The organism is Yimella radicis, from assembly GCF_054778255.1.
Genome location: NZ_BAAGZR010000007.1, coordinates 105,454 through 131,153 on the forward strand (window position 1 = coordinate 105,454; position 25,700 = coordinate 131,153).

Annotated in this window: 23 protein-coding genes; 10 read left to right on the top strand and 13 right to left on the bottom strand. The window is 66.8% G+C overall.

The features are described 5' to 3' along the window. The 3 genes from ACYU8W_RS05055 to ACYU8W_RS05065 are packed head-to-tail and all read right to left on the bottom strand — an operon-like array spanning position 1 to position 2,230. On the bottom strand, positions 1–747 hold the full coding sequence (locus ACYU8W_RS05055) for an SDR family NAD(P)-dependent oxidoreductase (RefSeq protein WP_499467163.1): 747 nt from the start codon (positions 745–747) through the stop codon (positions 1–3). Then, entirely contained in the window at positions 740–1,975 is a 1,236-nt protein-coding gene (locus ACYU8W_RS05060) for an AMP-binding protein (RefSeq protein ID WP_499467165.1), read from the bottom strand. The genes ACYU8W_RS05055 and ACYU8W_RS05060 overlap by 8 nt, the downstream gene beginning before the upstream one ends. A gap of 3 nt (positions 1,976–1,978) precedes the next feature. Continuing rightward, positions 1,979–2,230 (bottom strand): acyl carrier protein, encoded by a 252-nt coding sequence (locus tag ACYU8W_RS05065; protein WP_129625812.1) that lies wholly within the window; start codon positions 2,228–2,230, stop codon positions 1,979–1,981. An 81-nt stretch (positions 2,231–2,311) separates the two neighbouring features. Here ACYU8W_RS05065 and ACYU8W_RS05070 point away from each other — a divergent pair, with 81 nt between their 5' ends. From ACYU8W_RS05070 to ACYU8W_RS05090, 5 genes are read left to right on the top strand one after another with little or no spacing between them, the layout of a single operon-like run. Further along, positions 2,312–2,821, top strand: coding sequence for a GNAT family N-acetyltransferase (locus ACYU8W_RS05070; protein ID WP_499467167.1), 510 nt, complete (start codon positions 2,312–2,314; stop codon positions 2,819–2,821). Beyond that, positions 2,814–3,872 carry a pseudaminic acid synthase gene (pseI, locus tag ACYU8W_RS05075; protein WP_499467169.1) on the top strand — a complete coding sequence of 353 codons (1,059 nt, stop codon included), beginning with the start codon at positions 2,814–2,816 and terminating at the stop codon, positions 3,870–3,872. Before ACYU8W_RS05070 ends, pseI begins: the two co-directional genes overlap by 8 nt. A 2-nt stretch (positions 3,873–3,874) precedes the next feature. Next, positions 3,875–6,193, top strand: a complete 2,319-nt coding sequence (locus ACYU8W_RS05080) for a glycosyltransferase family 2 protein (protein ID WP_499467171.1) — start codon at positions 3,875–3,877, stop codon at positions 6,191–6,193. Further along, positions 6,193–7,008 carry a hypothetical protein gene (locus ACYU8W_RS05085; protein WP_499467173.1) on the top strand — a complete coding sequence of 272 codons (816 nt, stop codon included), beginning with the start codon at positions 6,193–6,195 and terminating at the stop codon, positions 7,006–7,008. The genes ACYU8W_RS05080 and ACYU8W_RS05085 overlap by 1 nt, the downstream gene beginning before the upstream one ends. Further along, complete coding sequence (locus ACYU8W_RS05090) at positions 7,001–8,452, top strand: serine/threonine-protein kinase (protein ID WP_499467175.1); 1,452 nt, start codon at positions 7,001–7,003, stop codon at positions 8,450–8,452. The genes ACYU8W_RS05085 and ACYU8W_RS05090 overlap by 8 nt, the downstream gene beginning before the upstream one ends. A 31-nt stretch (positions 8,453–8,483) precedes the next feature. Here the strand turns inward: ACYU8W_RS05090 and ACYU8W_RS05095 are convergent, their stop codons facing one another. From ACYU8W_RS05095 to pseB, 5 genes are read right to left on the bottom strand one after another with little or no spacing between them, the layout of a single operon-like run. Beyond that, entirely contained in the window at positions 8,484–10,127 is a 1,644-nt protein-coding gene (locus ACYU8W_RS05095) for a hypothetical protein (RefSeq protein ID WP_499467177.1), read from the bottom strand. Then, complete coding sequence (locus tag ACYU8W_RS05100) at positions 10,124–10,981, bottom strand: hypothetical protein (RefSeq protein ID WP_499467179.1); 858 nt, start codon at positions 10,979–10,981, stop codon at positions 10,124–10,126. Before ACYU8W_RS05100 ends, ACYU8W_RS05095 begins: the two co-directional genes overlap by 4 nt. Before the next feature lies 1 nt (position 10,982). Further along, complete coding sequence (locus tag ACYU8W_RS05105; protein ID WP_499467181.1) at positions 10,983–11,858, bottom strand: hypothetical protein; 876 nt, start codon at positions 11,856–11,858, stop codon at positions 10,983–10,985. 3 nt (positions 11,859–11,861) lie between these two features. After that, positions 11,862–12,989: a DegT/DnrJ/EryC1/StrS family aminotransferase gene (locus ACYU8W_RS05110; protein ID WP_499467183.1), complete on the bottom strand. Its 1,128-nt coding sequence runs from the start codon at positions 12,987–12,989 to the stop codon at positions 11,862–11,864. Further along, entirely contained in the window at positions 12,989–13,978 is a 990-nt protein-coding gene (gene pseB, locus ACYU8W_RS05115) for a UDP-N-acetylglucosamine 4,6-dehydratase (inverting) (RefSeq protein ID WP_499467185.1), read from the bottom strand. Before pseB ends, ACYU8W_RS05110 begins: the two co-directional genes overlap by 1 nt. A 192-nt stretch (positions 13,979–14,170) precedes the next feature. On the opposite strand from pseB, the gene ACYU8W_RS05120 reads away from it, so the two are divergent. From ACYU8W_RS05120 to ACYU8W_RS05130, 3 genes are read left to right on the top strand one after another with little or no spacing between them, the layout of a single operon-like run. After that, positions 14,171–15,283, top strand: coding sequence for a PseG/SpsG family protein (locus tag ACYU8W_RS05120; RefSeq protein ID WP_499467187.1), 1,113 nt, complete (start codon positions 14,171–14,173; stop codon positions 15,281–15,283). A 42-nt stretch (positions 15,284–15,325) separates the two neighbouring features. After that, positions 15,326–16,849 (top strand): aldo/keto reductase, encoded by a 1,524-nt coding sequence (locus tag ACYU8W_RS05125; RefSeq protein ID WP_499467189.1) that lies wholly within the window; start codon positions 15,326–15,328, stop codon positions 16,847–16,849. Further along, positions 16,846–17,472, top strand: coding sequence for a TIGR03089 family protein (locus tag ACYU8W_RS05130; RefSeq protein WP_499467191.1), 627 nt, complete (start codon positions 16,846–16,848; stop codon positions 17,470–17,472). The genes ACYU8W_RS05125 and ACYU8W_RS05130 overlap by 4 nt, the downstream gene beginning before the upstream one ends. A gap of 2 nt (positions 17,473–17,474) precedes the next feature. On the opposite strand, the gene ACYU8W_RS05135 is transcribed toward ACYU8W_RS05130, so the two are convergent. Genes ACYU8W_RS05135 through ACYU8W_RS05145 form a run of 3 tightly spaced genes read right to left on the bottom strand, consistent with a single transcriptional unit; the run spans position 17,475 to position 20,355 of the window. Next, entirely contained in the window at positions 17,475–18,512 is a 1,038-nt protein-coding gene (locus ACYU8W_RS05135) for an ABC transporter ATP-binding protein (RefSeq protein ID WP_129625827.1), read from the bottom strand. 1 nt (position 18,513) lies between these two features. After that, positions 18,514–19,335: an ABC transporter permease gene (locus ACYU8W_RS05140; RefSeq protein ID WP_499467193.1), complete on the bottom strand. Its 822-nt coding sequence runs from the start codon at positions 19,333–19,335 to the stop codon at positions 18,514–18,516. Between the two features lie 21 nt (positions 19,336–19,356). Then, on the bottom strand, positions 19,357–20,355 hold the full coding sequence (locus ACYU8W_RS05145; protein WP_499467487.1) for a glycosyltransferase family 2 protein: 999 nt from the start codon (positions 20,353–20,355) through the stop codon (positions 19,357–19,359). A 682-nt stretch (positions 20,356–21,037) separates the two neighbouring features. On the opposite strand from ACYU8W_RS05145, the gene ACYU8W_RS05150 reads away from it, so the two are divergent. Continuing rightward, entirely contained in the window at positions 21,038–21,967 is a 930-nt protein-coding gene (locus ACYU8W_RS05150) for an LCP family protein (protein WP_499467195.1), read from the top strand. A gap of 69 nt (positions 21,968–22,036) precedes the next feature. Here ACYU8W_RS05150 and ACYU8W_RS05155 read toward each other — a convergent pair whose 3' ends face one another. Next, entirely contained in the window at positions 22,037–23,203 is a 1,167-nt protein-coding gene (locus ACYU8W_RS05155) for an acyl-CoA dehydrogenase family protein (RefSeq protein WP_499467197.1), read from the bottom strand. A 53-nt stretch (positions 23,204–23,256) separates the two neighbouring features. Next, entirely contained in the window at positions 23,257–24,267 is a 1,011-nt protein-coding gene (locus ACYU8W_RS05160) for an LLM class F420-dependent oxidoreductase (RefSeq protein WP_499467489.1), read from the bottom strand. A gap of 129 nt (positions 24,268–24,396) precedes the next feature. Between ACYU8W_RS05160 and ACYU8W_RS05165 the strand changes: the two genes are divergently transcribed. Then, positions 24,397–25,608 carry a nucleotide sugar dehydrogenase gene (locus tag ACYU8W_RS05165; RefSeq protein ID WP_499467199.1) on the top strand — a complete coding sequence of 404 codons (1,212 nt, stop codon included), beginning with the start codon at positions 24,397–24,399 and terminating at the stop codon, positions 25,606–25,608. The last annotated feature ends 92 nt before the right edge of the window (positions 25,609–25,700 follow it).

Sequence of the window (25,700 nt, forward strand, 5' to 3'; positions counted from 1 at the left end):
TCAGATCGAGCCGCCACCGTCGACGACGATGACCTGACCGTTCATGTTCGTGTCGTCGAACAGCAGCGAGTGGACGATGGGTGAGATGTTCTCCGGCTCGACCAGACGCCCGGTCGGGGTGCGACGGGTGATCGTCGACAACTGTTCGGTGCCGAGCACCGACGACATCTCCGAGGCGAAGAACCCCGGAGCGACCGAGTTGACCAGGAACCGGCCGTGCATCTCGCGGGCGAGCGCGCGCGTCGCCGAATCGAGCCCTCCCTTGGTTGCCGAGTAGGCGACGAGACCGGCGTATCCGCGCTGGGCGCAGATGGAGGTGACGTTGATGATGCGTCCACGTCCCGACTTCGCCATCGCGTGACGCAGGAAGGCGCGGGTCAGGACGAGCGTGGCCGTGAGGTTGGTCGAGATGATCTGGTCGATCCGCTCCGGCGAGGTGTGCAGATGCATCGAATCCTGGCCGATCGCAGCGTTGTTCACGAGCGCGTCGATGGGGCCGAGCTTGGCGGAGGCGTCCTTGATGAACGACTTGATCGCCTTCTCGTCGGTGATGTCGACCGGGCCGACGAACACGTGGTCGGGGTTGTCGGCGACGAGCTGCTCGAGCTCGGGAGTGACAGTGCGGGCAAAGGTCGCGACCTTGGCTCCGCCGGCAAGGGCGTCCTTGACCAGTTCGAGGCCGAGCCCGCGGGAACCGCCGGAGACCAGGACGCACGAGGCTGCGGGGATGGGGGTGTTCTCAGACATCGCTCTTCAGCGTCTCCTTCAAGGGGATCTCGTCACGTACGCGGATCCGCCGCGGCACGCAGTAGTCGGGCAGTCGTTCTGCGCACCAGGACTGCAGGTCGGCATCGGTCACGGGCTTCTGGTCGGACGCGGCATCGCGGTCGAGCACGACCTCGGCTGCCACCACCATGCCTACCAGGGGCGCCTTGCGCCCCTTCACGGAGGCCCAGACAACGGCGGGGTGGTCGAGCAGGACACCACGCACCTTGGAGGCCGAGGCCTTGGACCCGCCGACGTTGATCTCGTCGGAGGCGATGCGACCGGTGATCAGCACCCGCCCGTCCTCGATCTCGACGTGGTCGCCGGTGCGGATCTCGGCATCCATGCCTTCGGCCGCCTTGCTGGAGGCGATCACCAGTTCGCCGTCCTGCACCGACAACCGCGGGCGGCCTTCGACCTCACGGTCCAGCCAGGCCTGCGGGAAGCCGGCCTTTCCGTCGTGGACGGCGATCGCCGCGCCGGCTTCGGAGGAGGCGTAGATCCAGGAGATGCGAGCGTCCGGGTACACCTCGCGCAGTCGATCGAGGATCGCCTGGTCGACGGGCTCGCCGCCGAGGGTCACCTGCTCCAACGGCAGCTTCGCCATCACCTCACCCGAGCGCCACAGCGCCTGACGCCAGAACGTCGGGGTGCCGGACGCGGCGGTGACACCCGCGTCGAGTGCGAGCTGCGGCCACTGCTCCAACTGCGACGGTTCGATGAACAGCACGTCTTGACCGGGCAGGTTGAGCGAGAGCGTGACCACCTGCCACCAGGCATAAGCACCGACCGCGTAGGGGCACAGCCAGGTGCGGGCCGGTTGCTGGCCGGCGACGGTCGTCAGCGAGTCGAGCGTGTGAGCGACCTGCTTGGGACGCCCGGTGGAGCCGCTGGTGAGCAACCACACCCGGCCGTCCTCGACGTCGTGACCGGCCGTGGCCTGCGACACGCCATCGGCGCGCACCAGAGCCAGACCGGACTCCTGGAAACCGGCGGCCTGTTCGTCACCGACCCGGCCGCTGCCGGCGATGAGCGTCTCGCGACCGCCCGCCGCGTGCGCCCACACGGCGCGCAACGCCTGCAGGTGGTCGTCGACCAGAAAGGCGGACGCCGCGGGCCAGGCGGGATCGGCGGCGCCGAGATCGGCCCAGGTGCCCTGGAAGGAGGCCGTGATGATCCGGTTGCCCGAACCGGCCGGCAGGTCGGTCAAACCTCAGCCCTCTTGGAGCTGTTCGATGAACGTGAGCACATCGCCGACCGTCTCGATCGAACGAAGGCCGGGAGCGTCGAAGTTCAGTTCGGTGTCGAGTTCGTCCTCCACCCGAAGGGCGAGCTCGGAGAAGTCGAGCGAACGGAATCCGATGTCGGACAGCGAGGTGTCGTCACCCTCGGGCAGCTCCTTGCCCTGGGCCTGCAGCACCTCGGCCATCATCGAACGCACCTGGTCACGGCTCAGCGTGGTCATCAATCCTCCGGGGGTCGTCGTGGTCCGTCGGTTAGTCTATCGGCGTTCCTGACCCACCCCACTGGACCCGCCGGAGGCTTGATGCTGCGCCCTGTCACCGAGGCCGACAAGGAGCTGGTTCGCGACTGGCGAAACCACCCCGAGGTGAGGGCTGTCTCGCTGACGCGCGACGTCATCTCCGCTGAGCAGCACGACAGCTATTGGGAATCGTTGCAGGGCAACGAATCTCGTAAGGTCTACATGTACGAACGCGGCGGACGGCCGGCCGGTGTCGTCACCTTCTTCGACATCGACCCGCAGCAGAAATCGGCCATGTGGGGCTTCTACCTCGACAACGCCGGCCTGACAGAGCGCGGCGAGATGCTGCCGGCGTTCATCGACATCCAGCGCCAGGCGGTCAAGTTCGCCTTCCGCGACCCGCAGGGGCTGCTGCTCGACCGACTCGACGGCGAGGTCATGGACACCAACGAGGCCGTGCGGCGCATGAACAAGCGCAACGGGTTCGAGGAGATCGCCAGCGACGAACGCCTGATCGACGGCGAGCCCGCGACCGTTCACACCATCCGCCGCAGGAGGCAGCCGAATGACTGACAACGCTTCGATCCGCATCGGCAAGCACCAGATCGGACCCGACCACGAGCCGTACATCATCGCCGAGATGTCGGGCAACCATGACGGCTCACTCGACAAGGCGCTCGACATCGTCCGGATGGCTGCCGAGCAGGGCGCCCACGCGATCAAGCTGCAGACCTACAAGCCAGACACCATCACCATCCAGTCCGACTCCCCCGACTTCCGGCTCTCCGAAGGGCACGAACTGTGGGGAGGTCGCACGCTGTGGGACCTCTACGAGGAGGCCCACACTCCCTGGGAGTGGCACGAGCCGATCTTCGCGCTCGCGAAGGAACTCGGCATCACCGCGTTCTCCTCCCCGTTCGACCCGACCGCGATCGACCTGCTCGAGTCACTCGACGTGCCCGCATACAAGATCGCCAGCTCCGAGATCGTCGACCTGCCGCTCATCCGGCTGGCGGCGAGCAAGGGCAAGCCGATCATCATCTCGACCGGCATGGCGTCCGTGCGTGAGATCGCGAACGCTGTCGAGGCGGCGCGGTCCACCGGAAACGAGCAGATCGTCGTGCTCGCCTGCACCGCGAACTACCCGGCCGACCCCAGCGAATCGAACCTGCGCGGCATCCCGGTCATGCGGGACGCGTTCAGCACCCTCATCGGCTACTCCGACCACACCATGGGCATCGGCGCCGCGATCACCGCGGTCGCGCTCGGTGCGTGTGTCGTGGAGAAGCACGTCACGTTGTCGCGCGAGGAAGGCGGCGTCGACTCGGCGTTCTCCTCCGAACCCGAAGAACTGCGAATGCTGGTGGAACAGACCAGGATCGGCTGGCAGTGCCTCGGACAAGCACGCATCGGTGCCCGCCAACAGGAGAAGGAAGGCTTGCGCTTCCGCCGATCGCTGTACGTCGTCGAGGACGTCAGCGCCGGCGACCCGGTCACCGCGCAGAACGTCCGCTCCATCCGCCCGGCGAACGGCCTGCCTCCCGAGGAGTTCGAGCGCGTCGAAGGACGCACCTTTACCGCCGACACCCCGAAGGGCACTGCACTGTCCTGGGATCTGATCTGAGCATGCCCGACCCCCTCTTGTCGGTCGTCGTACCGTTCTACGGCGTCGAGGCGTACATCGGCGACTGCCTGGAGTCGATCGCGGCCCAGAACTACCGCAACATCGAAGTGGTCATGATCGACGACGGGTCGCTCGACGGCAGCCGGGAAGTCGCCCAGCAGTGGGTGGATCGCGACGACCGTTTCCGGATCATCACCCAGGAGAACGCGGGCCTGGGACCAGCACGCAACACCGGCACGGCCAACAGCAACGGCGAATACCTCACGTTCATCGACAGCGACGACCTGGTCACTCGGCACTCGTTCGCGATGATGATGTCGACGATCGAGTACAGCGGATCGTCCCTGGTGTTGAGCAACGCCCGCCGATTCAGCCGTACCTCGGGCGTGCGACAGAGTTGGACGCATCAGGAGATCGCCAGGCGGACGGTACTGGGCACGCACATCCTGGAGCGGCCCTCACTGGTCCGCGACCGCATGGTGTGGAACAAGCTGTACCGGCGCTCGTTCTGGGACGACCACGGATATGCCTTCCCTGCGATCAGGTACGAGGACTACCCGGTCACTCTCAAGGCGCACTTGGACGCGCTCACCGTCGATATCGTGTCCTCGCACTGCTACTACTGGCGCGAGCGTGAATCCGGCGACTCGATCACTCAGCAGGTCTACAAGTACGGCAACATGCTCGACCGCGTCATCTCCGCCGAAGCGGTCCTCGACATCGCTGATTCCCAAGGCTCCCCCGCGGTCCGTCAGCGGCTGCACAACTACCTCGGCGAGATCGACTTCGTCTCGCTGGTGCAGGCCTTCTCCGCCGTGGACGATGCCGAGGCGCAGCCTGTGCTCGACCTGTCCCACCGGCTGGTCGACCGGCTCACCCACTTCAACATCAAGAGTCGGCCTCGGCTCGATCAGCTGCAGTACCACGCCTTGAAGGCCAACGACGTCGACCTCCTGCGCGAGCTCGCGGTATTCCGACGCGACGGCGGCAACATCGGCGGCGTCCTCGCTACCCGCAAGCGCACCCGTCCGTGGCGGTTCGAAGCCGAATTCCCCGGACGCGGACGCTCGACCGCGCCACGCACCACGTACGAGTACCCGATCACCTCATTGGTGCAGACCACCGCAGTGACCGACGTGCGATGGCGCGAGGGACACCTGGCAGTCCAGGGCGTCGCCGAAATCGCGCACCTGGCGACCGATGCCGACTCCGACCTGCGCATCAACCTGGTGAACGGCATCGACCGGCACCCGTTGCCGGTGCGGCGGATCGACGCGGTCGACCAGCACGCCGAACGAACACCGGTCGGCTTCGAGGCCCTCGTCGACATCGACCGTCTGGCGCAGGAGAACACTCTCGTGTGGCCGTTGCGTTTCGAGGTCGAGACCACCGTCAAGGGCATCCACCGGGTCGGCAACCTGCGCGGGGCCCGCGGCGGAAGTCCGTCCTTTCCACCCGGTCGTTGGCTCGGCCCCGGCGAATGGGTGCAACCCACAAAGGCGGCCGGCACCCAGTTCACCTTGCGCAACGAGGTCGACCCCGTGGTGCTCGACCGCACGGAAGTGGGTGATGACCGCATCACCCTGCAGGGCTTCATCCCCGGCACCTGCCGACACGCTCATCTGGTCGTCGTGCGCCGCCGCCCGCTCGAGGACGTCACCGTCGCCTGCGAGCTCGAACTGACCCGCGACGGCACCCGATTCGCCGTCGACCTGCCGATCGCCGCGGTGCTGGCCGGAGAAGCCCCGGACGACCCGTTCACCCTCTCGTCCGCCCGTCGCCTCGAATTGACGACCGATCTCGGATCCTTCCCGATGCTGTGGACGACCTACCGTCACGATGCTGCCGTGGAGGACGGTGACCGGTTGGTCAGCCTGAGCCGCACTGCCTACGGAGCAGCCGTGCTGCACCACACCCCGTTGCGTCCTTCCACCCGGACACTCGAGATCACGCAGGACGCGGTCGAGGTTGGCGGCGCGTGGTGGCGTGGAGCACCGCCGCAGTGGATGAACTGGCGCCGGTACATCCCCGGCACCGACGACCACGTTGACGTCGATGCCTCGCCGGTGTTCTCTGACGACGGAAGCTGGACGAGTCGTACCCCTCTGGGCGATCTCGTTCCTCCCTGCGATGTCAAGACCTCGGTCGCGCCGGGAGCGCCCGCCGCGGACTGGACCCTTTTCACCAAGATCGGGGACGCCGAGGTTGCCGTGGCGGCCGAACCAGGAGCGATCCAACAGATGCCGCAGGAGCGTGCCGTGCTCGGACGATATTTCACCGCACTCTCGATCGCGGGCACGACCCGCACCCAGGTGCGCTGATGCATCCACACAACCGCGCTCACGGCGCGGCCCACATTCTCGCTGTCGCCGCCGCCGAGAACCGCGTCTGGACCGTCCCGAGCATCCCGGGGCACGTCCAGCACTCCAGCGACCTGTTCGCCCCGTGCCCGCAGGAGTCGACCCTGCCCCGCGCGCTGACGGCCTTCGTGTGGAGCCGCAGCGCCGTGCGCCGACGGGCTCGGCGCGGATTCCGCAACCAGGTGGCGACCGGATCGCCCTGGTTGCACCTGCTGCAGATCGACCCGGACCTGCTCGAGGTGGCCCGGCCGGTCGATCCGTTGACCGGCAAACCGAAGGCACGGACGGAGGAAGAGATCGATCCGACCGGCACCTTGCTGTTCGTGGAGCACGGTCTGGACGGCGGACTGCTGGCTCCGCGGGTCGTCGAAGCCGCCCGTGCCGCCTTCGACTCCCCGATCACCGTGGCGTTGTCCCACCGCGACGCGGCGACGGCGCCCATTCGCGCGGCGTACGAAGCTCTGGGCGTCGAGACCGTCGACCGGGGTCCGGCTGCCGACGCTTCCGGCAGCGCTGAACCGCGCGAACTGCTTCGGCTGTACCGCCTGATGAAGAATTTCGCCCATGTCGCGGCGAACACCGCACGTGAGGAATTGTTCTACGCGACATCGCTGGAGCGACCGATCGCGGTGGTGGGTCCGTCCCCGGACGGGCGCCCGCCCGCAGCGACGGCCGAGGAGTTGGTCGCCATGACCGACGACGAACTGGGCCGCGGTGACATGCTCGAGCCGCAGGAGTTGAACGACCTCTTCGAATGGAGTGCCCGACGTGGCTGATCTGTTGCGCGCACTGTTGCGCGACGTCCTTCCCAAAACCAAGGACGCCTATGTGATCGGTGATGCCGACGACCGGTTGAACGACACCCTCACCCAACTGCTCGACGAGCGGGGCATCAGCGCACGTCGTCCGACCGCGGACGCGGAACCCTGCGCGCTCGTGATCGCCGCCGGCGGGTTGTCACAGTACGCACTCGACGAACATCTCACCTGGCAGGAAGCATGCGCCCGCGTCGCCGGGCTCGTCTGTCCCGGCGGCACCCTCATCCTGGGTCTGCAGGGTGAGTCCACGCTCGCCACACTGATCACCAGCGTCCCGACCGCCCCGGTGACCGACTCGACCACGCCCCGCTCGGCGACCCAACTCAAGGACGCCCTTCGCACGGCCGGCCTGCGCGGCACCACCGTTCATCTGCTCTTCGGTGATCCCGAGCGACCCTCGGCGGTTCTCACCGAAGACGCTGCCCGCCGCGCCCGCCCCGGCACGCTGCCGGCCCTCGCTGTGGAAGAAGCCCTCATGGGATCCACGTCGGGTCAGACGCTGCTGGAAACCGGGGATGCACTCGATCGAGCAGCCCAGGTCGGCGCCCTCGACGTTGCCGCCACCGGTTTCGTCGCCGTTGCCGGCGGTCGCGGTCACGACCTGTACTTCGAACAGGACGGTCAGCCCACCTGGGCCGAATCCGATGACTCCGGACGTCGGTGGGTCCTGCCCGACCGCGTCCTGCCCGCAGAACCTTCGGTCGAGGCGCAGTTGCGCGCGGCGTTGGTCTCGGCCGAGGTGGCCGACTTCCGATCGCTCGCCGATCGGATCGGCGCGTTCGTCCGCACCGACCCCGCAGCGACCGCACTCGGCTCGCTACGACTCCGCCATCTGATGGATGACGGTGGGCAGATCGGCTGGATCGTGCCGCCCACCCCGGCCGATACCGCGCTCTCGGCGGACGCGTTGCTCGCCGACGCCTGGTGGGACTTCATGCATCGCCTGGGTTTCCGGCGCGACCAACTCCCCTGGCCCGAACTCACCGACGACGTCGACCTGGTGCGCTCGTGGCTGCGGATGTCGGGAGCCGACCAGGACGCCGCACTTCCGGCACCCGCGAGTTCGGACACGCGCTCCGAGCAGCGAAATGCGTTGGCGCTCAACAGGATCAGTGAACGAGCAGATCTTGTGGAGGAGCGCCTTCGACTCGCCAACGACGCGCTGAAGCAGCGGGACAGCCAGCTGAAGATCCGGGAGACGGCTGTTCGTCTGTTGCGCTCGCAGTTGCTCCAAGCGCAGGAGGACAAAGTGAAGGCCGAGCGCGAGACGGCCGCGCTGCGACGCGGACGGGCCTACAAGCTGGCGCGGCGCATCACCTTGCTGTCCGACCCGAAGGAGTCCGTCCGAGTGATCGGAAACAAGCTCGACACCGGAGTGAAGAAGATCCGACGGATGCGCTGAGGCCGGCGCATCCGCCGCAGTCCCGCGACGGTCAGTCGCCTCTGGTGCTGTTGCGCAGGTTGCGAACGGGGCCGAGAACCGCGTTACCCAACCGGTAGGTCAGGGACCGGCGAAGGTCCTCAGCGCTGCCGCGCAGCACTTCCTGCTGACGCGCCGCGGTCGCTAGTTGGGCCCGGTGGCGTTCGGTCCGCATCTTCAGGTCGCGCTCGGTGCTGGCCAGACGCTGCTCGTACCAGGTGGCGCGGGAGGCCAACGCCTTGTTGGTCTCGGTCAGTCGCTCGACCACGGCAATGAGTCCGGACACGTCCGCCACCGGAGCGCGGCCCTCGTCTTCGGCCGGCAGCACCCAGTCGTTGACGTCCTCGGGCAGCTCGACGCCTGCCATCGCAGCCAGGCTGGCGAACATCGTCCGGTCGTCGGTGGCCGATGGCCAGGGATGCCGCGCACCACGGGCCCGAATCACCTGGATGAAGTCGGCCAGAGCCCGCCAAATGACTTCGTCGCGCGGCGCAGCGGCAGCTGCCCGGGTCACCGAGTACAGGCCGCTCTTGCTCAGGAGGAGGTTGTCGGGTCGTGCATCGGCGTGCTCGGCAGCGACGGATCCGTCGCTGGCGTGCTCGTCGACATAGCCGACCAGCGTCCGCACCATCGACCGCATCACACTCAGATCGCCATCGGCAGCGGCGTCGAGGAGCTCCTCGCCGAAGGCCCGACCATCGGCCGGAACGGTGACGGACTCATCGCCTCGCAGCACCCGACCGCCGTCGAAGCAGAACTCGATCGTGCTGCCGTCGGACGCGGACGCCGCGATGCGTGTGACCTGGGGTTCGCCCGCCACCCCACGGCCGGCGACCACCCACCAGCCGGAGCCCACCTGCGGCAACCGACGTGCCAGCACGGCCGCACGGGTGAGGCGCGTCGGGTCCGATCCAACCTGTCGGAAGGTGGGCGAGCCGAGGGTGAGCGCCCCGAGGATCGCGTGCCCGCCGTCGTCGAGTTCGTCGCCGCCGGCGACCCAGACACTCTGGTCCTCCCAGGTGGGAAGTACGACCCCGCCACGCAGGGCGGTGAGCCCGGCGGCTCGGACCGCTGCGGTCAGTGCACCCGGGTCCCGCGGACGCGACCGGTCGAAGGTCTCGGTCGGCGACCAGTCGCTGTCCTCGTTCGACGTGAACCGCGAACGAACTGCTGTCATGCGATGCAGACCCAACTCGTTCTCGGTGACGAACACGAGCCGTCCACCCTCGGCGACCAGGCCGGTGATCAGGTCGAACATCTGTTGCCAGGTGTTCGGATCGGTCTCCAGGGAGCAGACACGGTCGACATCGTCGAGAGCGATGACGAGGTCGTAAGTCTCCTGCGGCGCAGCGAGGGTGAGGTCGGTGGCGACCACCCGTGCGCCCGGGGTGTCCTGCAGCAGGTCACCGATCGTCGCACTGTCGGCCACCGATCGGACGATCACGGTGAGGCGCGGGACCACGTCGGCGATGCCGGTGATGAGATCGGCGCAGTGCGGCCCGACGATCGCGACGTTATGCGCGCCGGCCACGAACTCTCGCACGATCGACCGGGCGGCGGCGCTGGAACCGGCCGGTCCGCGGTCGAGATCCGACCAGTTCTGCATGCTGCCCGGCAGCCGCAGGACCTTTTCGGCGCCGTTCTCGTCCCCGCTCATGCGTACGTCCTCTCCTGGTGCTGGGCCAGCCAGATGTCCTGCCACCCGAGTGCGATCCGGAGCTCCTCCGGCGACATCAGTGCGTCAGCACCCAACTCACGCAACGCAATTCGCTGCGCGGTCGGCTGATCGATGGTCTTACCGTGAAGTTCGGGATAGACATGTTCGAGCCAGTCGGTGGCGTCGAACTCTTTGCGAGCATCGACGAACACCATCGGGTCGCCGTAGACGGCGGGTTCCAGGCCGATCGCCGCGCCATAGAAGATCGCGGTCGTTAGACGGTTGGAGGCGACTCGCTTGTGTCGCCTCAGTTCGGTCAACTGGCGGCGCAGGAAGTCCGTGTCTCCGCCCTGCCAGAACTGCCCCCGGCGGCCGTGGCAGATCACCCGGAAGCCGGACTCCTCGTAGTGGCGACGCACCTCGGGTTGGTCGTACTCGACGTAGTACAGGCAGACGGTGACCGGTCCGTCCTCGGTCTCACGGATCTCGCGCAGAAGGTCGGAGTGATCGCCTTCGACCTTCTCGAAGTCGACCGTTCCATGGAACGGGTACCAGATCGTGCCCTCGGGTTCCGGTGCATCCGGGTCGGGGGGCAGCACCCGGTCGAGGTAGAGGAACGGTGCGCCGATCACCTGGTAGTCACGCCATCCGTACGCTTGACCGCGCCGCCGGCACACGTCGGACCACGCGTACTTCGCAAACCCATGAGGCGGGTTGTGTCCCCCACCGAATCCATGGACGAACGTCCACCCGTGCTGGATGACGCCGTCGATCCGCGGAGGATTTTCCGGGTCGAGCCCGCAGTACTCGGCCAGAATGTGTGCGTGGCCGTACCAGTGGTTGCTCGAGTCCACGTCAGCCCTTCCCGGTCGTCTGAAGTTCGTCCGCGGTGGGGACGAGGTCGGGCACATCATCCCAGCCGAGCCGGTGCCGCAAGGCGGTGGGTGACATCACCTTGTCGAGGCCGAGTTCGGACCGAGCGGCCGCCCCGGCAATCGGGCTGGGCACGCGTTCCTGGTGCAGGTGCGGGAACATCCTGGTCTGGCGCTGCATGCCGCCGAGCACGCCATGATCGTTCTGCAGGACCATCGGGTCGCCGTACACACCGATCTCGCGATTGACCGTCGCCGCATAGAACAACGCCGACCCCAGTCGGTTGCTCACCACGCGCCGGTGGCGCAGTAGTTCCTCGAGTTGCCGGTCGAGGAAATCCTGGCTGCCGTCACGGTACATCGACCCTCGACGACCGAGCGAGATTACCCGAAAACCCTTGTTCTCGTATGTTTTTCGCACGTCGTCCCGCTCGAAATCGTTCCAGTAGAGGCACATGGTGAGGGGCACATCCCCCTCGACCGAACGCACCTCGTCCGCGTAAGCGGCGTGGTCGCCGACGATCTGCTGGCCCTCCCAGCCATGGAAGGGGAACACGATCGACCCCTCCCCCGGGCCGGTGGCGGCGATCTCCTCTGCACGCAACAGCATCAGATAGGCCCAGGGTGAGCCAATGACGACGTAATCACGGTGACCGAGCGCCCAGCCGCGGCGCGCCACCACGTCCGACCAAACGAGTTTGGGTATTCCCGGGACGAACTCGTGCCCCACGGCGAATCCGTCGTGGGTGTTCCAGCCGTGCTGCAGATAGCCCCAGATCGTCGGCGGTGGCTCGGCCGGCATTCCGCAGTAGCGGGCCAGCACAGCCGCGTGGCCGTAGAAGACGTTGCCGTGATGCACGGGTCAGGCCCCGACGAAGCCCCGCACGAGGTCGATCACTTGGTCGACCTGAGCGTCGGTCAGGTCAGGGAACATCGGCAGGCTGATCTCCTGCTCGGCGTAGGTCTCGGCGACCGGACAACTGCCCTTGGTGTGACCCAACTGCTGGAAGAGCGGCTGGTGATGCACCGGGATGTAGTTGACCTGGACGCCGATGCCACCCTCGCGCAGGTGGTCGAACAACTCACGTCGCCGACCGTCCTGGATGCGCAACGGGTACAGGTGCCACATCGGTGATGCGCCCTCGCGGTGCGCGGGCAGGATCAGTTCGTCGATTCCGGCAAGGCCGTCGTTGTAGCGGTCGGTGATCTCCTGACGACGTGTCTTGAACTGTCCCAGGCGCTTCATCTGGTTGGATCCGAGCGCGGCGAGCATGTCGGGCAGACGATAGTTCAGGCCCATCGAGGTGACCTCGTAGTACCAGCCGCCGTGCTCGTCCATCAGCTCCGGCTTGCGCTCGTAACCGATGCCCTTGAACCGTCGGGCGCGGTCGACGAGGCCGGCGTCCGGCGAGACCACGGCCCCGCCCTCGGCGGTGGTGAGGTTCTTGGTCGGGAAGAAGGAGAACGTGGTGATGTCGGCCAGCGATCCGACCGGCACGCCGTCGAGCGATCCGGCAATGCTGTGCGCAGCGTCCTCGAGCAACAGCGCACCGTTGTCGTGCGCCAGCTTCTTCAGCGCGGGCGCGTCGATCGGGTGCCCGGCGTAGTCGACACCGGCGATGACCTTCGTGCGCTCGGTGATCTTCTGCGCGACGGACTCGGGGTCGAGGTTGCCGGTGTCGGCGCTCACGTCGGCGAACACGATTTCGGCACCCTGCCACATTGCACACGTGGCGGTGGCGAAGAAGGTGAGCGGCGTGGTGATCACCTGGTCGCCGGGCTGCAGTTCGAGCGCGGCATACGCGGTGTGCAGCGCAGCGGTTCCGGAGGTGACCGACACCGCCCGATGCTCCACTGCGGCCACCTTCGCGACATCGTCCTCGAAGGCGTCGACGGCTGGACCGGTGGTCAGCCAATCGCCGCGCATGACCGCAGCGACAGCCTCGATGTCGCTGTCGTCGATCGACTGCTTCCCGTACGGCAGCACCATCAGATGCCGGACTCCAGCAGCTTGCGAATGTCGTCGGCGTCGATCCAGATGTCGTTCTTGTCGGAGGCGCAGTGGAAGCCTTCCTCGACCGGCACGGCGTCCTTCGGCGGCTCGTAGCCCCAGGTCGCGAACTCCGGCTGGAGGATGTAGTACTTGCCGTCCATCACCATGACGGCGCGTCGGCCCTCCTCCTGGGAGATCATCTCCTCGTGCAGCTTCTCGCCGGGCCGCAGACCGATGTCGTGCATCTTGGCGCCGGGAGCGATCGCCTGCGCGAGGTCGGTGACCTTGTGGGAGGGGATGTGCGGCACGACGAGTTCGCCGCCCTGCATCATCTCGAAGGTGTCGAGCACCATCTGCACCGCGTCGGCCAGGGTGATGAGGAAGCGCGTGCAGCGAAGATCGGTGATCGGCAGCGACTCGCCACGCTCGTGCATCGCGCGGAACTTCGGCACGATCGATCCACGCGATCCGGTGACGTTGCCGTAGCGGACGACCGCGAAACGGGTCGGGTAGGCGGCCGCGTAGTGGTTGCCGAGCACGAACAGCTTGTCGGCGGTGAGCTTGGTGGCGCCGTACAGGTTGATCGGGCTGGACGCCTTGTCGGTCGAGAGGGCGACCACCTTCTGCACACCGGCGTCGATGGAGGCCTCGATTACGTTCTGGCTGCCGAGCACGTTGGTCTTCACGAACTCGTGCGGGTTGTACTCGCCGGTGTCGACCTGCTTCAGCGCGGCCGCGTGGACCACATAGTCGATGCCGTGCATCGCCCGGCGCAGCCGGTCGAGGTCACGGATGTCCCCGATGAACCAGCGCAGTCGTGGATCGTCGCCGAACATCTGACGTGCTTCCCACTGCTTGAGCTCGTCACGCGAGTAGATGACGACCCGCTTGGGGTTCACGTCCTGCAGCAGACGGGTGATGAAGGCCTTCCCGAACGAACCGGTTCCACCGGTGATCAGGATTGACGAACCCTCGAGGATGCTCACGTGATGACTCCCGTGCGACGCGCGTGTGATGACAGGACAACCAGCTGCCTGGCCTCGGGCCGCCGGGAAGGCTCTCCGAGCGCCGGGCATCCGGGCGGTTCAGGCTAGCATTGAGCGGCCCTCGACTGCTTCAAGGCACGGGGGGACCGCCACGACCTGATCGAGCCACTCAACGCAGGGAGAGGGGGATCCATGTCACTCGCGTCCGCCCGCGAGCACCGGACGGCAGTGGTGTCCACGAGAGCACGCGAGGAGATCCACGTTGCGGTCCGCGTCGACGCGAGCGCGAACATCGGCGTCGGGCATGCGGTGCGGTGTCTCGCCCTCGTCCAGGAACTGAGCCGCAGGTCTGTCCGGGTGACCGTCTTCGGGATGCTGGACATCGGGTGGGTGGCGGACGCGTACGAACGCCTCGGCGTGCCGGTCATGTCGCCCTCGCAGATCGACCGTGCACATGTCACGCACGCCGTGATCGACGGTTACGACATTTCCCCGGAACTCGGTGCAGGCTTGCGCAGCAACGCAGTTCGCGTGCTGGCCATGGTCGACGACGAGTTCGGGGCAGGCCAGGTCGCCGACGTGTACGTGGACCAGAACTACGGTGCCCGTCCCCACGTCGGCGGCCCGGACGGGTCCATCGCACTGGCCGGACCGCCGTACTCGCTGTTGCGTGACGAGGTCCTTGCGGTCCGTTCGGCTCCCGTCCTCGAGCACACCCGCGTCACCTCGGACGCCGCGCCGCGAGTCCTCGCCGTCTTCGGCGGCACCGATCCCCACGGAGCCGCCGAGGTACTCGTCCCCATGCTGGTCGAAACCGGCGCACCGATGCAGCTCACCGTGGTGTGCCCCGACCCGGCACGTGGCGCCCGGCTCAGCTCCGTCCCGGTACAGGGACCGCACCAGCACGTCACCGTCAGCGCGGTTCTTCCGAACCTTGCCGCGACGGCCGCGGCACATGACGTCGCGGTCAGCGCGGCCGGTTCGACCGTCTGGGAGTTGCTCACGATCGGCACCCCGACCGCGGTGGTCTGCGTCGTGGACAACCAGGAGGCCGGTTACCGGGCAACCACGGGGTCCGGCCTCGTCGTCCCGGCCGGCCGTTTGAGCGCACTCGACCGCGGTGATACCCGGGAACGGGCACAAGCGGTCGACGATCTGGCGGGATTGCTCACCGACCCTGCACGTCGTGCACAACTGCGCGAGCAGGGGATGAAGGTCTTCGACGGCCGTGGACGTGCAAGAGTCGCGGACGCGCTGATCGGTGTCGGCTCCACGCCCCGGGGCACGGATAGCCTGATCACCTGACCCGGCGCGATCCCGCGTCGGCCACCCAACCGGAGGTTCTCGGTGCCCCGCACCCGCGTCGTCATTCAGTCCCGCCTCAACTCTTCACGCCTACCCGGCAAGGCGTTGATGACCATTGCGGGCATACCCCTCATCGAACTGGTCGCACGACGCGCCTCTCGCTCGGGCCACGAGGTGATCGTCGCGACGAGCGAGGAGCATTACGACACCCGCATCACCGATCACCTCGAACGAGTCGGCGTGCCGGTGATGCGCGGTTCGTTGGACGACGTCCTCGGACGCTTCGTCACCGCAACCGCCGACATGGATGACGACGATCGCGTGGTCCGCCTCACGGGTGACAACCCGGTCGCCGACGCCGATCTGGTGGACGAGTTGCTCGCGGCCATGGACGCCGGCGGGAACGCGTACGGTCGCGTCGACATCGACCGAGTACCGGAGGGGCTGGGTGCCGAGGCGTTCTGGGTGCGCGATCTGCGTCGCGCGGACGCCACTACCCGCGAGCCGTACGACCGCGAGCACGTCACCCCCTGGTTGCGGCGCAACCTGGGTGAGTTGCTGTTCGTGCCAGAGGACAACCCGGGTGATCCACTGCGTTACCGCTGCACCGTCGACGTCCTCGGCGACTTCGACCGCATCGCCCGGCTGTTCGGCAACGTCACCGACCCCGTCGGCGTGAGTTGGAGCGAACTCATCGACAAGCTCGGCACACTGATCGCCGCAGAGGGTGGCACGGTGCCGGTTCGCTCACACCGCCAGTTCGTGCAGTCGGCGGTGACACTCGGCGGAACCCAGTTGTCCGGCCCCTTTGCCAGCGCCCCGCCCGAGGTCCGCCAGATGTTGGCTCGCGCGGTGGACCACGGAGTTACCCACGTCGAGGTCGGCCGGGCAGACGGAAACGCCGAGAGGATTCTGCGCAGTTGCGGAGAGCCGCAACTGACCCAGCGGCTCGGGTTCATCTCCCGGCTCCAGCCACTGCTCGCCGGTGACGCATCGGTGGCCCGATTGGGCGCCGAGGCCAGCCTCGAGCGGTCGTTCGCCGAACTCGGTCGTCGACGCGTCGCCGCCGCTCTGCTGAGCGGCGTCGAGCAGGTGGGGGTAGGCGGGGGTGGCGCGTGGGAGCGTCTGCAGGAATACCGCGCGACGGGCGAGGTGGGAGCCGTCGGCGTCAGCCTGGCTCACCCCAGCGAGGCCGAGGCCCTGAGCGAACTCGACGGCCTGGACTACCTCGAACTCCCGTACAACGTCCTCGCGCCGGCCCTGCCACAGGCCGTCCTCACGCTCGCCGACAGCGGTGTCACCGTCCTGGCGCACTCGGTGTACGGCGGGGGCGCTCTGCTCACCGGTGATCACCCGCGGTCCCTGGCGCTGCTCGAAGCGGCCCGCGCTGTCGGCCGGGAAGGCGTTGCAGACCTTGCCGTCGCCTATGTCCTGGGCCACCCTGCCGTCGCGTCGATCGCCCTCGGCGCGATCACTGATTCGCAGATGCGGTACAACCTTGATCTGTCATCTCGAGAACCATTGTCCGACAACGAAATCCAGACAGTCCGGGAGATGCTTCGATGACGCTCGCACGGATCCTGCCTCGGCTCGTTCAACGCGACGCCACCGCTCCGGCGGTCACCTACTACGACGACGCGTCCGGTGAGCGCATCGAACTGTCGGCGAAGGTGGTGTCGATGTGGGCCTCGAAGGCATCCCACTGGCTCACCGACGAGATGCTCGTCGATCCGGGCGGACGGGTCCACCTCGACCTGCCGGCCCGGCACTGGCGGACGATCTACTGGGCGTTCGCCGTCTGGTCGATCGGTGCCGAGGTGTCCACGACCGAGGCCGACAGCGACGCGACCGTCTCCATGCATGGCGTCGGCGACCTGGTCGAGCCGGTGGCGTCACTGGCTGCCAGTGACCTCGCCGGCTTTCCCGATCAGTTCGGTCCCTCGATCGAGGCAGCACCGGACGACCTGGCCCTCGACGGCCGGACCTTCGCGGATGTCCTTCCTGCCGTGCCCGCATCCGAGCGAGTGATGCTCGTGGACACTGATGCCGGCGAGACGCTCCGCATCACCGCAAGCACCCTTGCGGCAGCAGGCTCTGTTGTTCTCGTACGCAATGAGGACGAGTCGCGTCGTGCTCGACGGGTTCTCGATGAAGGCGTGGACCGTGTCGTAAGTGTTTCGCCGGGCTGAGGTCAGCCCTTCGCGGCAGCCGTGGAGTCGGTGGATGCTCCTGCGGACTTCTGAGCCCGCTCGGCATCGCGCTGCAGACGTCGGCGAACACGGCTGTCCTGACGTTTCAGCCGAGCCTCGTCGCGAGCGGCGTCGCTCTGCTTGTGGTGATCCTTGCCCATCAGGTCGGACATGTATTTCTCGACGACGTCCTCCATGGGACCGTCCATCTCAAGGCCGCCGTCCTTGAGGTAGAGCCCACGAGTGCAAAAGCGCAGCAGATCGCCCTCGGAGTGCGACACAAGGAACAGTGTGCGTCCCTGGTCAAGCAGGTTCTCCATGCGCGTGTAGCACTTGTTCCGGAATGCGGCGTCTCCGACTGCCAGCACCTCGTCGACCAAGATGATCGGCTCGTCCAGACAGGTGATCACCGCGAAACCCAACCGCACCTGCATGCCCGAACTGAAGTGCCGGTAGGGCACATCGAGTCCGTCACGTACCGCCGGCCCGGCGAAGTCGACGATCTCGTCGAACCGCTCGTCCACCTGCTCGCGACTCATCCCGTGCAGACCGGCGGTGAGGTAGATGTTCTCGCGTGCCGAGAGGTCGCCGATGAATCCACCGGTCAACTCGATCAACGGTGCCACGCCCTCGGTGACCGAGGCGCTGCCTTCGTCCGGCAACAGCGTGCCGGCGATGAGCTTCAACAGCGTCGACTTGCCTCCACCGTTTCCGCCGACCAGACCGACCGCCTCACCGCGACCGACGGTGAAGTTGATGTCGCGCAGCGCCCAGAAGGTCTCCCGATCGTGCGCGCTCTTGCCGGTGAAGATGATCTCGCGCAGCGACAGATTCCGCTTGCGTCCGCGCAGGAACTCGATACCGAGGTTGTCGACCGTGATGACCGGCTCGCCGACCGGGGTCTTCCACTCGACGGTGCCGGGGACGGTCGGGAAGTCGTAGTCCTGCCAGGTTAGTTTGTTCTCGGGGTCGTACCCGGGCGGGTCGTTCTGGGTCCGTTGCGGGCGCCAGGTCGTCTTCGGCGGTGCCTGTTCGCTCATGTCAGATCTCCTTCAGGACCGCAGGTTCCAGTTTCCGGAACACCCACATACCGACGATCAACCAACTGATCGAGATGACAGTGCCGGCCGCCCACGCGAGATAGTCAGGGTGTTGTTCCGGTCCGAGAAAACCGAGCCGGAACATATCGTTGATCGCCGTGAGCGGGTTCAGTTGCTGAATCGGTCGAGCCCACGGGGCCTTCTCCTCCAGCAGATGCACCGAGTAGACGATCGGCGTCAGGTAGAACAACAAACGTAAGGCGATCCGGACAAGCCGTACGACATCGTCCACCAGGGCGGTGAGCGGAGCCAGAACCAGACCGACTCCGATGTTGAGGATCAACAGCATCGCGATCGCCGGGATCCAGTACACGACCCGCCAGTTGAGGTGGGTCTGGTCCGGATGCATGACCGCGAAGTAGGCCATGAAGCCGACCAGGATCGGCAACGAGAGCAGGAACTCGATCCCCTTCGACAACACCACCCGGATCACCCACAATTCGCGGGGCAGGTTGGTCGAACGCACCAGCAGACGTTCGGCATAGAGGGCACGAGAACTCTCATTCACGCACGTGTTGAACCAGTTCCAGGCCAACAGACCCGCCACCAGGAACAGCACGAACGGTGCTCCTTGGCTGGAAGAGACACCCCGGGTGCTGTAGATGATCCCGAAAACGAAGCCGTAGACGAGAGCGCTCGCCAGCGGGTCGATCAGGGTCCAGATGTAGCCCAGGAAACTGCGGGCATAGCGCACTCGTAGGTCGCGGCGCACCAGCGTGCCCAGCACTTTGCGGTGGTCCCAAATGCGCTCGAGACGGCTCATCTTCGACATATCCGGGCCAGCCTAGTCCGCGCGGCCGGTGTCGCCCGGACGCTCGCCGAGTGAGGTGTCCGACATCGCGTCGGGTTCATCGATCCGGATGCGGCTGGTCAGGAAGCCGTAGCCCCATGCCATGTGCATCGTGGCGAGCACGACCGGGACGCGGACCCGCACCTCGGCGGATTCGTCGGACGAGATCGCCAGACCGCCGGCCCCGATCGCCGCTGCGTACCCGCCCGGGATCGCCCAGAGCGGACGCCAGACGAAACCGCCGACGGTTCCCACTGCGATCGCGGCGAGCGCAACGGGTGGGGCGAGGTAGCGGGCGTTGATGGATCCCTCGTGGGTACGGGCCACGACACGGCGCCACTGGCCGTACTCGTAGTACTGCCGCGCCAACCGCCGCACGTTGGGGCGTGGACGGTAGGCCACCCGCATCGCGGGCGTGAACCACACCAGGCCGCCACGCTGGCGGATGCGGTAGTTCATCTCCCAGTCCTGGGCCCTGCTGAATCGCAAGTCGTAACCGCCGACCGCGGTCAACCAGTGCCGCCGGAAGACGCCCAGGTAGACGGTCTCGGCTGCTCCGGCCTCCCCACCGAGCTTGAACTTCGCCCCGCCGACGCCGAGCTTGCTCTTCATCGCGACCGCGACGGCCTTCTCGAACGGAGTGCGCCCGACTGCGTCCATGATTCCGCCGACGTTCGCAGCCCCGGTGTCCTGCAGGGTGCGTGCGGCGGTCACGAGGTAGTCGGACGACAGGACGCCGTGGCCGTCGACCCGGGCGACGATGTCGTAACGGGCGTGGGCGATGGCCGCGTTGAGCGCGTCCGGGGTACGTCCGCTGGGGTTGGACACGAGGCGGACTCGATCGTCCTGCGCCGCGATGCGCGCGGCCACCTCGTCGGTGCGGTCGGTCGAGGGACCGAGCGCCAGGATCACCTCGATCGGGCCGTCCCACCGCTGTGCGAGCACCGCGTCGACCGACTCCTGCAGATACGGCTCCTCGTCGAGGATGGGCATGATCACCGACATCCCGTCCAGCCGGTCGTGCGTGCCGTTCACCGGCTCCTGGTGGATCGGCTGCGGGGGGTCGCCGGGTTCGGGATCGGTGGTTGGCACGTCCGTCAGGCTACAACCCTCTCTCAGGTCGCACCGCTACCCTTGCGCGGTGCCTGACGAAGACGATGCCCTGACTTTCGACACGCGGCCCGGCTCATGCCGCCGGCCGCGGCGGCGCCCGTCCCAGGACGAGTCTCGTGCAATCCCGGTGCAACGCAGCGGCTCCGGCAACGGACCCGCGACCGCCCGCATGCCACAGCGACCACAGCGACCACAGCGACCACAGCAGGCCCGTCCCGACCGGGGACGTGCCGACCGTGCCCCTGGGGACGACTCCACCCAGGTGCTGCCGGCGGCCGGCGGCCCACGCCAGAATGCCCGCCCGTCGGCTCAGCGTGACCCGGACTCGGCCCGCCGTTTCGCCGCGGCGGGCGGGCGCCCCGGTCCCGATGACACCCAGCGACTCCCGGTCGGCGGACGACGTCCCGCCGGACCCGCGCAGGGCGCACGGCCAGGATCACGCCAAGGCCCTCCCGGACCGCCGCCCGGTGGCTCCGGGTACGGCGGACGTCCACCGCGTGACGGCAACGGTGAGACAGGACCGGGACGCCCGCGCCGCAAACGCCGCTGGGTCAAGTGGCTGATGATCCCGTTGCTGATCATCGCGCTATGGGTCGGTGGCCTGCTGTGGGCGGCGAACAGTGCATGGAACAACGTGCAGAAGCTGGACGCTCTCCCGGCCGGTCAGCGTCCATCGGATGGCAAGGGCAAGAACTACGTCCTGGTGGGTTCGGACTCCCGAGCGGGTCTGACCAGCGAGGAAGCCTCCCGGCTGGGCACCGGCGGCAGCAACATCGAGGGCAAACGCACCGACTCGATCATGATCCTGCACCTACCCGACAGCGGCGGTCCGACCTTGGTCTCGGTACCGCGCGACAGTTGGGTCGCGGTACCCGGTCATCGCAGGAACAAGATCAACGCGTCCTACGCCATCGGCGGCCCGAAGCTGTTGATGGAGACCGTCGAGCAGTCCACCGGTCTGCGGATGGACGGTTACATGGAGATCGGCTTCGGCGGGTTCGCCAACGTGGTGGACGCCGTCGGCGGGGTGCGGATGTGCCTGGAGCGTCCGATGAAGGACGAGAAGGCGCACATCGACCTGCCGGCCGGCTGCCAGGACCTCGACGGCAAGAACGCACTCGGGTACGTGCGGGCCCGCTACTCCGACCCGCTCGGCGACCTCGGCCGGGTGACGCGTCAGCGTCAGTTCCTTTCCGCCCTGATGACCAAGGTCGCCTCCCCCGGCAACCTGCTCGTGCCGTGGAACCTCAAGGGCGTCGGCGAGTCCGGTGCGCAGGGTCTTGCTGTCGACAACGACATGGGGCCGATCACCGCGGTGAAGATCGCGTGGGCGTTGAAGAACGTCACCTCCTCCGGCCAGTCGGTGCAGATTCCCGTGGCGAACTCCGCCTACCCGACCTACGCCGGGGAAGCCGTGCTCTGGGACGACGCGAAGGCCAAGGAGCTCTTCGACGCTCTGAACAACGACCGCTCCCCCAACGTCGCTCCCTGAGCCACGGAATCCGCGTGAGAAAGCGCCCTTCGCCGGGTCCGGCGAAGGGCGCTTTCTCACGCGGATTTTCTACTTCCTGAGCAGCTGACGGGCCATCACCATGCGCTGGATCTGGTTGGTGCCCTCGTAAATCTGGGTGATCTTGGCGTCGCGCATCATCCGCTCGACCGGGTGGTCCTTGACGTAACCGGCGCCACCGAGCAACTGGACCGCATCGGTCGTGACCTCCATCGCGACGTCCGAGGCGAAGCACTTGGCGGCGGCACCGAAGAACGGCAGGTCGGCGTCGCCCCGCTCCGACTTCGCGGCAGCGACGTAGACCATCTGGCGCGCGGCCTCGAGCTTCATCGCCATGTCGCCGAGCATGAACTGCAACCCCTGGAACTCGGCGATGGCCTTGCCGAACTGCTTGCGCTCCTTGACGTAGCCGAGTGCGTAGTCGAGGGCGCCCTGGGCGATGCCGACGGCCTGCGCACCGATGGTGACGCGGGTGTGGTCGAGCGTTCGCAGCGCGATCTTCAGACCCTCGCCCTCAGCACCGACCATGCGGTCGGCCGGGATGCGGCAGTTGTCGAAGTGCAGTTCACGGGTGGGCGAACCCTTGATGCCGAGCTTGCGCTCGGGTTCGCCGAACCCGAAGCCCTCGTCGTCCTTCTCGACCACGAACGCGGTGATGTTGCGTCCCCGCTCGCCGTCGGGGTCGGTCACCGCGAGCACCGTGTAGAACTGCGAGACACCGGCGTTGGTGATCCACGACTTCTGCCCGTTGAGGACGAACGAGTCGCCGTCCTTCTTGGCACGGCACTTCATGGACGCGGTGTCCGAGCCCGCTTCACGCTCGGACAGTCCGTAGGAGAACATCGCTTCGCCGCGGGCCATCGGCGGCAGGTACTTGGCCTTGACCTCTTCGGACGCACCGAGAATGACCGGCATCGAGCCCAGCTTGTTCACCGCCGGGATGAGCGAGCTCGACGCACACGCACGTGCGACCTCCTCGATCACGATGCAGGTCGCCAGTGCATCGGCACCTACGCCGTCGTACTCCTCGGCGACGTGCGGGGCGTGGAAGTCGGCCGCGACGAGGGCATCGAGCGCCGCCTGCGGGAACTCGCTCTTCTCGTCGACCTCGGCCGCGTGCGGGGCGATCTTCGCGTCGGCAACGGCACGCACCGCCTCACGCAGGGCTTCGTGGTCCTCGGAGATCTTGAACAGATCGAAGTCAGTGTTTGCGCTCACAGGCTCATCCTACTTTCGGGTACGTCCGGGCCGTTCGGCAGATGCCGGTCGACCTACTTCGCGGCGAGGGCGGGGATGACCTCGCGTTCGAACAGGTCGATGCCGCTGGTGTCGTAAGCGGCCTCGGCGAAGTAGGTGACGGCGTAGGTCATGCCCGCGTCCTGCAGTTGCTCGAACATGGCCACGATCTGCTCCGGTGTGCCGACGGCGGGCTGGGTCGCCATGTTCGCGCGCATGTCGGCGGCGCGCTCCTTCGGCAGACCGCCCTTGACCATGAGGTCCTCGAAGAAGGCCAGGCGATCCTGCACCTGGGCGTCGTTCTCGCCGATCATCACGTTGTAGTTGGCCGATCGCGTGATTGTCGAGAAGTCACGGCCGATGTCCTTGCAGTGACCTTCGAGCAAGGACGACTTGTGCTTGAAGCCATCGAGGCTGCCGTCGAAGTTGGTGTAATCGGCGTACTTCGCGGCAATCTTCAGCGTGACCTTCTCGCCACCGCCGGCGATCCACATCGGGATGCGATTCTCGGCGCTGGTGGTCTGCAACGGTTGCGGGTGGCAGAGGGCGCCGTCGACCTGGTAGTGCTTGCCGTCGAGCGTCGCCGAGCCCGTCGTCCACATCTGCCGGAAGATCTCGACACCCTCGCGCAACCGACCCAATCGGTCTCCTGCAGAAGGGAATCCGTAGCCATACGCACGCCATTCGTGCTCGTACCAGCCGCCACCGATACCCATCTCCACTCGTCCGCCGGAGATCACATCGACGGTTGCGGCGACCTTCGCCAGATAGGTCGGCTCGCGATAACTCATACAGGTGCACATCTGACCCAGGCGCACCCGGTCGGTGATCGCGGCGAAGGCGGACATCAGCGTCCAGGCCTCATGGGTGGCCTGCGGCAGCGGGTCCGGGGTGGTGTGGAAGTGGTCGTACACCCACAGCGACTCCCAGGCATCGTTCCGGTCGAGACGCCGAGCAAGATCCGACATCGTCTTCCATTGGTCGGCCGGGTCGATGCCGACCAGGTCGAGCCGCCAGCCCTGCGGGATGAACATGCCGAAACGCATCATGCGAAACCTCCGTGGACGTGTGTGTACCGCTGCCGGTTCACTCTAGAACCGGTGTCACCGGTTGTTCATGTCTCGTCGTGCGTCGATCCGGGGCGACTCATCGACACGGTCGGTAGCGTGTGCGCCATGTCTGACACACCGCGTCCTGCCGCTGTGAACGTTTCGTCGACCCGCGTCACCGTGGTCGGCACCGGGTACGTCGGTCTGTCGATCGCGGTCCTGCTCTCGCAGCGCCACCCGGTCGTCAGTTACGACATCGACGAGGGACGCATCGAGGGGCTGGGCCAGGGACGCTCCCCGATCGTCGACGAAGAGCTCGAGGACATGCTGCGCGACGGTGACCTCGACCTGACGTTCACCACGGACAAGGACACCGCTTATGACGGTGCGGAGTTCGTCGTCATTGCGACCCCGACCGACTACGACCCGAAGACCAACTACTTCGACACCACCACCGTCGACGGCGTCATCGCCGATGTCACCCGACTCAACCCCGAGGCGGTCATGGTCGTGAAGTCGACCATCCCGGTCGGCTACGTCATGGACGCCCGCAAGCGGCTGGACACCGAGAACCTGCTGTTCTCACCGGAATTCCTTCGCGAAGGTCGAGCGTTGTTCGACAACCTGCACCCCTCACGCATCGTGGTCGGTGAGAACAGCGAGCGCGGACGGCGGTTCGCCGACCTGTTGGTCGAAGCCAGCCTCGAACCCGACGTCGAGGTGCTGCTCACCGACCCCACCGAGGCCGAGGCGATCAAGCTCTTCGCGAACACCTTCCTGGCGATGCGGGTCGCGTTCTTCAACGAACTCGACTCCTACGCACTCACCCACGGGCTCAACACCCGACAGATCATCGAAGGCGTCGGGCTCGACCCACGCATCGGACGGCACTACAACAACCCCTCGTTCGGGTACGGCGGGTACTGCCTGCCGAAGGACACCAAGCAACTGCTCGCGAACTACCACGACGTGCCGCAGACGTTGATCAGCGCGATCGTCGAGGCGAACCGCACCCGTAAGGACTTCGTCGCATTCGACATCATCGGCCGCGAGCCGAAGTCCGTCGGCATCCACCGACTGATCATGAAGGCCGGCTCGGACAACTTCCGCTCCAGCAGCGTGCAGGGCATCATGAAACGGTTGAAGGCCAAGGGGATTCCGGTCATAGTGTATGAACCCGAGCTCGCCGAGGAGACTTTCTTCGGTTCTCCGGTGGAACGCGACCTGGAAAAGTTCAAGAGCTCGGTCGACCTGATCGTCGCCAACCGCCGCGTACCCGAACTCGAAGACGTCGCCGACAAGGTCTACACCCGCGACATCTTCGGCATCGACTCCTAAAAAGTCGTCCTGCCGCCACGTTGTCCGCAGTTCTAACCCGCCCATGAGCCGATGGGCAGTTGGGCCCGTTCCGTCCGCGCCGGCGGCCCGGG

What these genes read in the sequence shown, in the direction of transcription:
- ACYU8W_RS05150 (WP_499467195.1), top strand. Translation starts at nt 21,038, where the DNA reads ATGATCCCGTTGCTGATCATCGCGCTATGGGTCGGTGGCCTGCTGTGG.
- ACYU8W_RS05135 (WP_129625827.1), bottom strand. Translation starts at nt 18,512, where the DNA reads ATGAGCGAACAGGCACCGCCGAAGACGACCTGGCGCCCGCAACGGACC.
- pseI (WP_499467169.1), top strand. Translation starts at nt 2,814, where the DNA reads ATGACTGACAACGCTTCGATCCGCATCGGCAAGCACCAGATCGGACCC.
- ACYU8W_RS05055 (WP_499467163.1), bottom strand. Translation starts at nt 747, where the DNA reads ATGTCTGAGAACACCCCCATCCCCGCAGCCTCGTGCGTCCTGGTCTCC.
- ACYU8W_RS05095 (WP_499467177.1), bottom strand. Translation starts at nt 10,127, where the DNA reads ATGAGCGGGGACGAGAACGGCGCCGAAAAGGTCCTGCGGCTGCCGGGC.
- ACYU8W_RS05160 (WP_499467489.1), bottom strand. Translation starts at nt 24,267, where the DNA reads ATGCGTTTCGGCATGTTCATCCCGCAGGGCTGGCGGCTCGACCTGGTC.
- ACYU8W_RS05070 (WP_499467167.1), top strand. Translation starts at nt 2,312, where the DNA reads ATGCTGCGCCCTGTCACCGAGGCCGACAAGGAGCTGGTTCGCGACTGG.
- ACYU8W_RS05140 (WP_499467193.1), bottom strand. Translation starts at nt 19,335, where the DNA reads ATGAGCCGTCTCGAGCGCATTTGGGACCACCGCAAAGTGCTGGGCACG.
- ACYU8W_RS05120 (WP_499467187.1), top strand. Translation starts at nt 14,171, where the DNA reads ATGTCACTCGCGTCCGCCCGCGAGCACCGGACGGCAGTGGTGTCCACG.
- ACYU8W_RS05085 (WP_499467173.1), top strand. Translation starts at nt 6,193, where the DNA reads ATGCATCCACACAACCGCGCTCACGGCGCGGCCCACATTCTCGCTGTC.
- ACYU8W_RS05130 (WP_499467191.1), top strand. Translation starts at nt 16,846, where the DNA reads ATGACGCTCGCACGGATCCTGCCTCGGCTCGTTCAACGCGACGCCACC.
- ACYU8W_RS05165 (WP_499467199.1), top strand. Translation starts at nt 24,397, where the DNA reads ATGTCTGACACACCGCGTCCTGCCGCTGTGAACGTTTCGTCGACCCGC.
- ACYU8W_RS05110 (WP_499467183.1), bottom strand. Translation starts at nt 12,989, where the DNA reads ATGGTGCTGCCGTACGGGAAGCAGTCGATCGACGACAGCGACATCGAG.
- ACYU8W_RS05080 (WP_499467171.1), top strand. Translation starts at nt 3,875, where the DNA reads ATGCCCGACCCCCTCTTGTCGGTCGTCGTACCGTTCTACGGCGTCGAG.
- ACYU8W_RS05145 (WP_499467487.1), bottom strand. Translation starts at nt 20,355, where the DNA reads ATGCCCATCCTCGACGAGGAGCCGTATCTGCAGGAGTCGGTCGACGCG.
- ACYU8W_RS05065 (WP_129625812.1), bottom strand. Translation starts at nt 2,230, where the DNA reads ATGACCACGCTGAGCCGTGACCAGGTGCGTTCGATGATGGCCGAGGTG.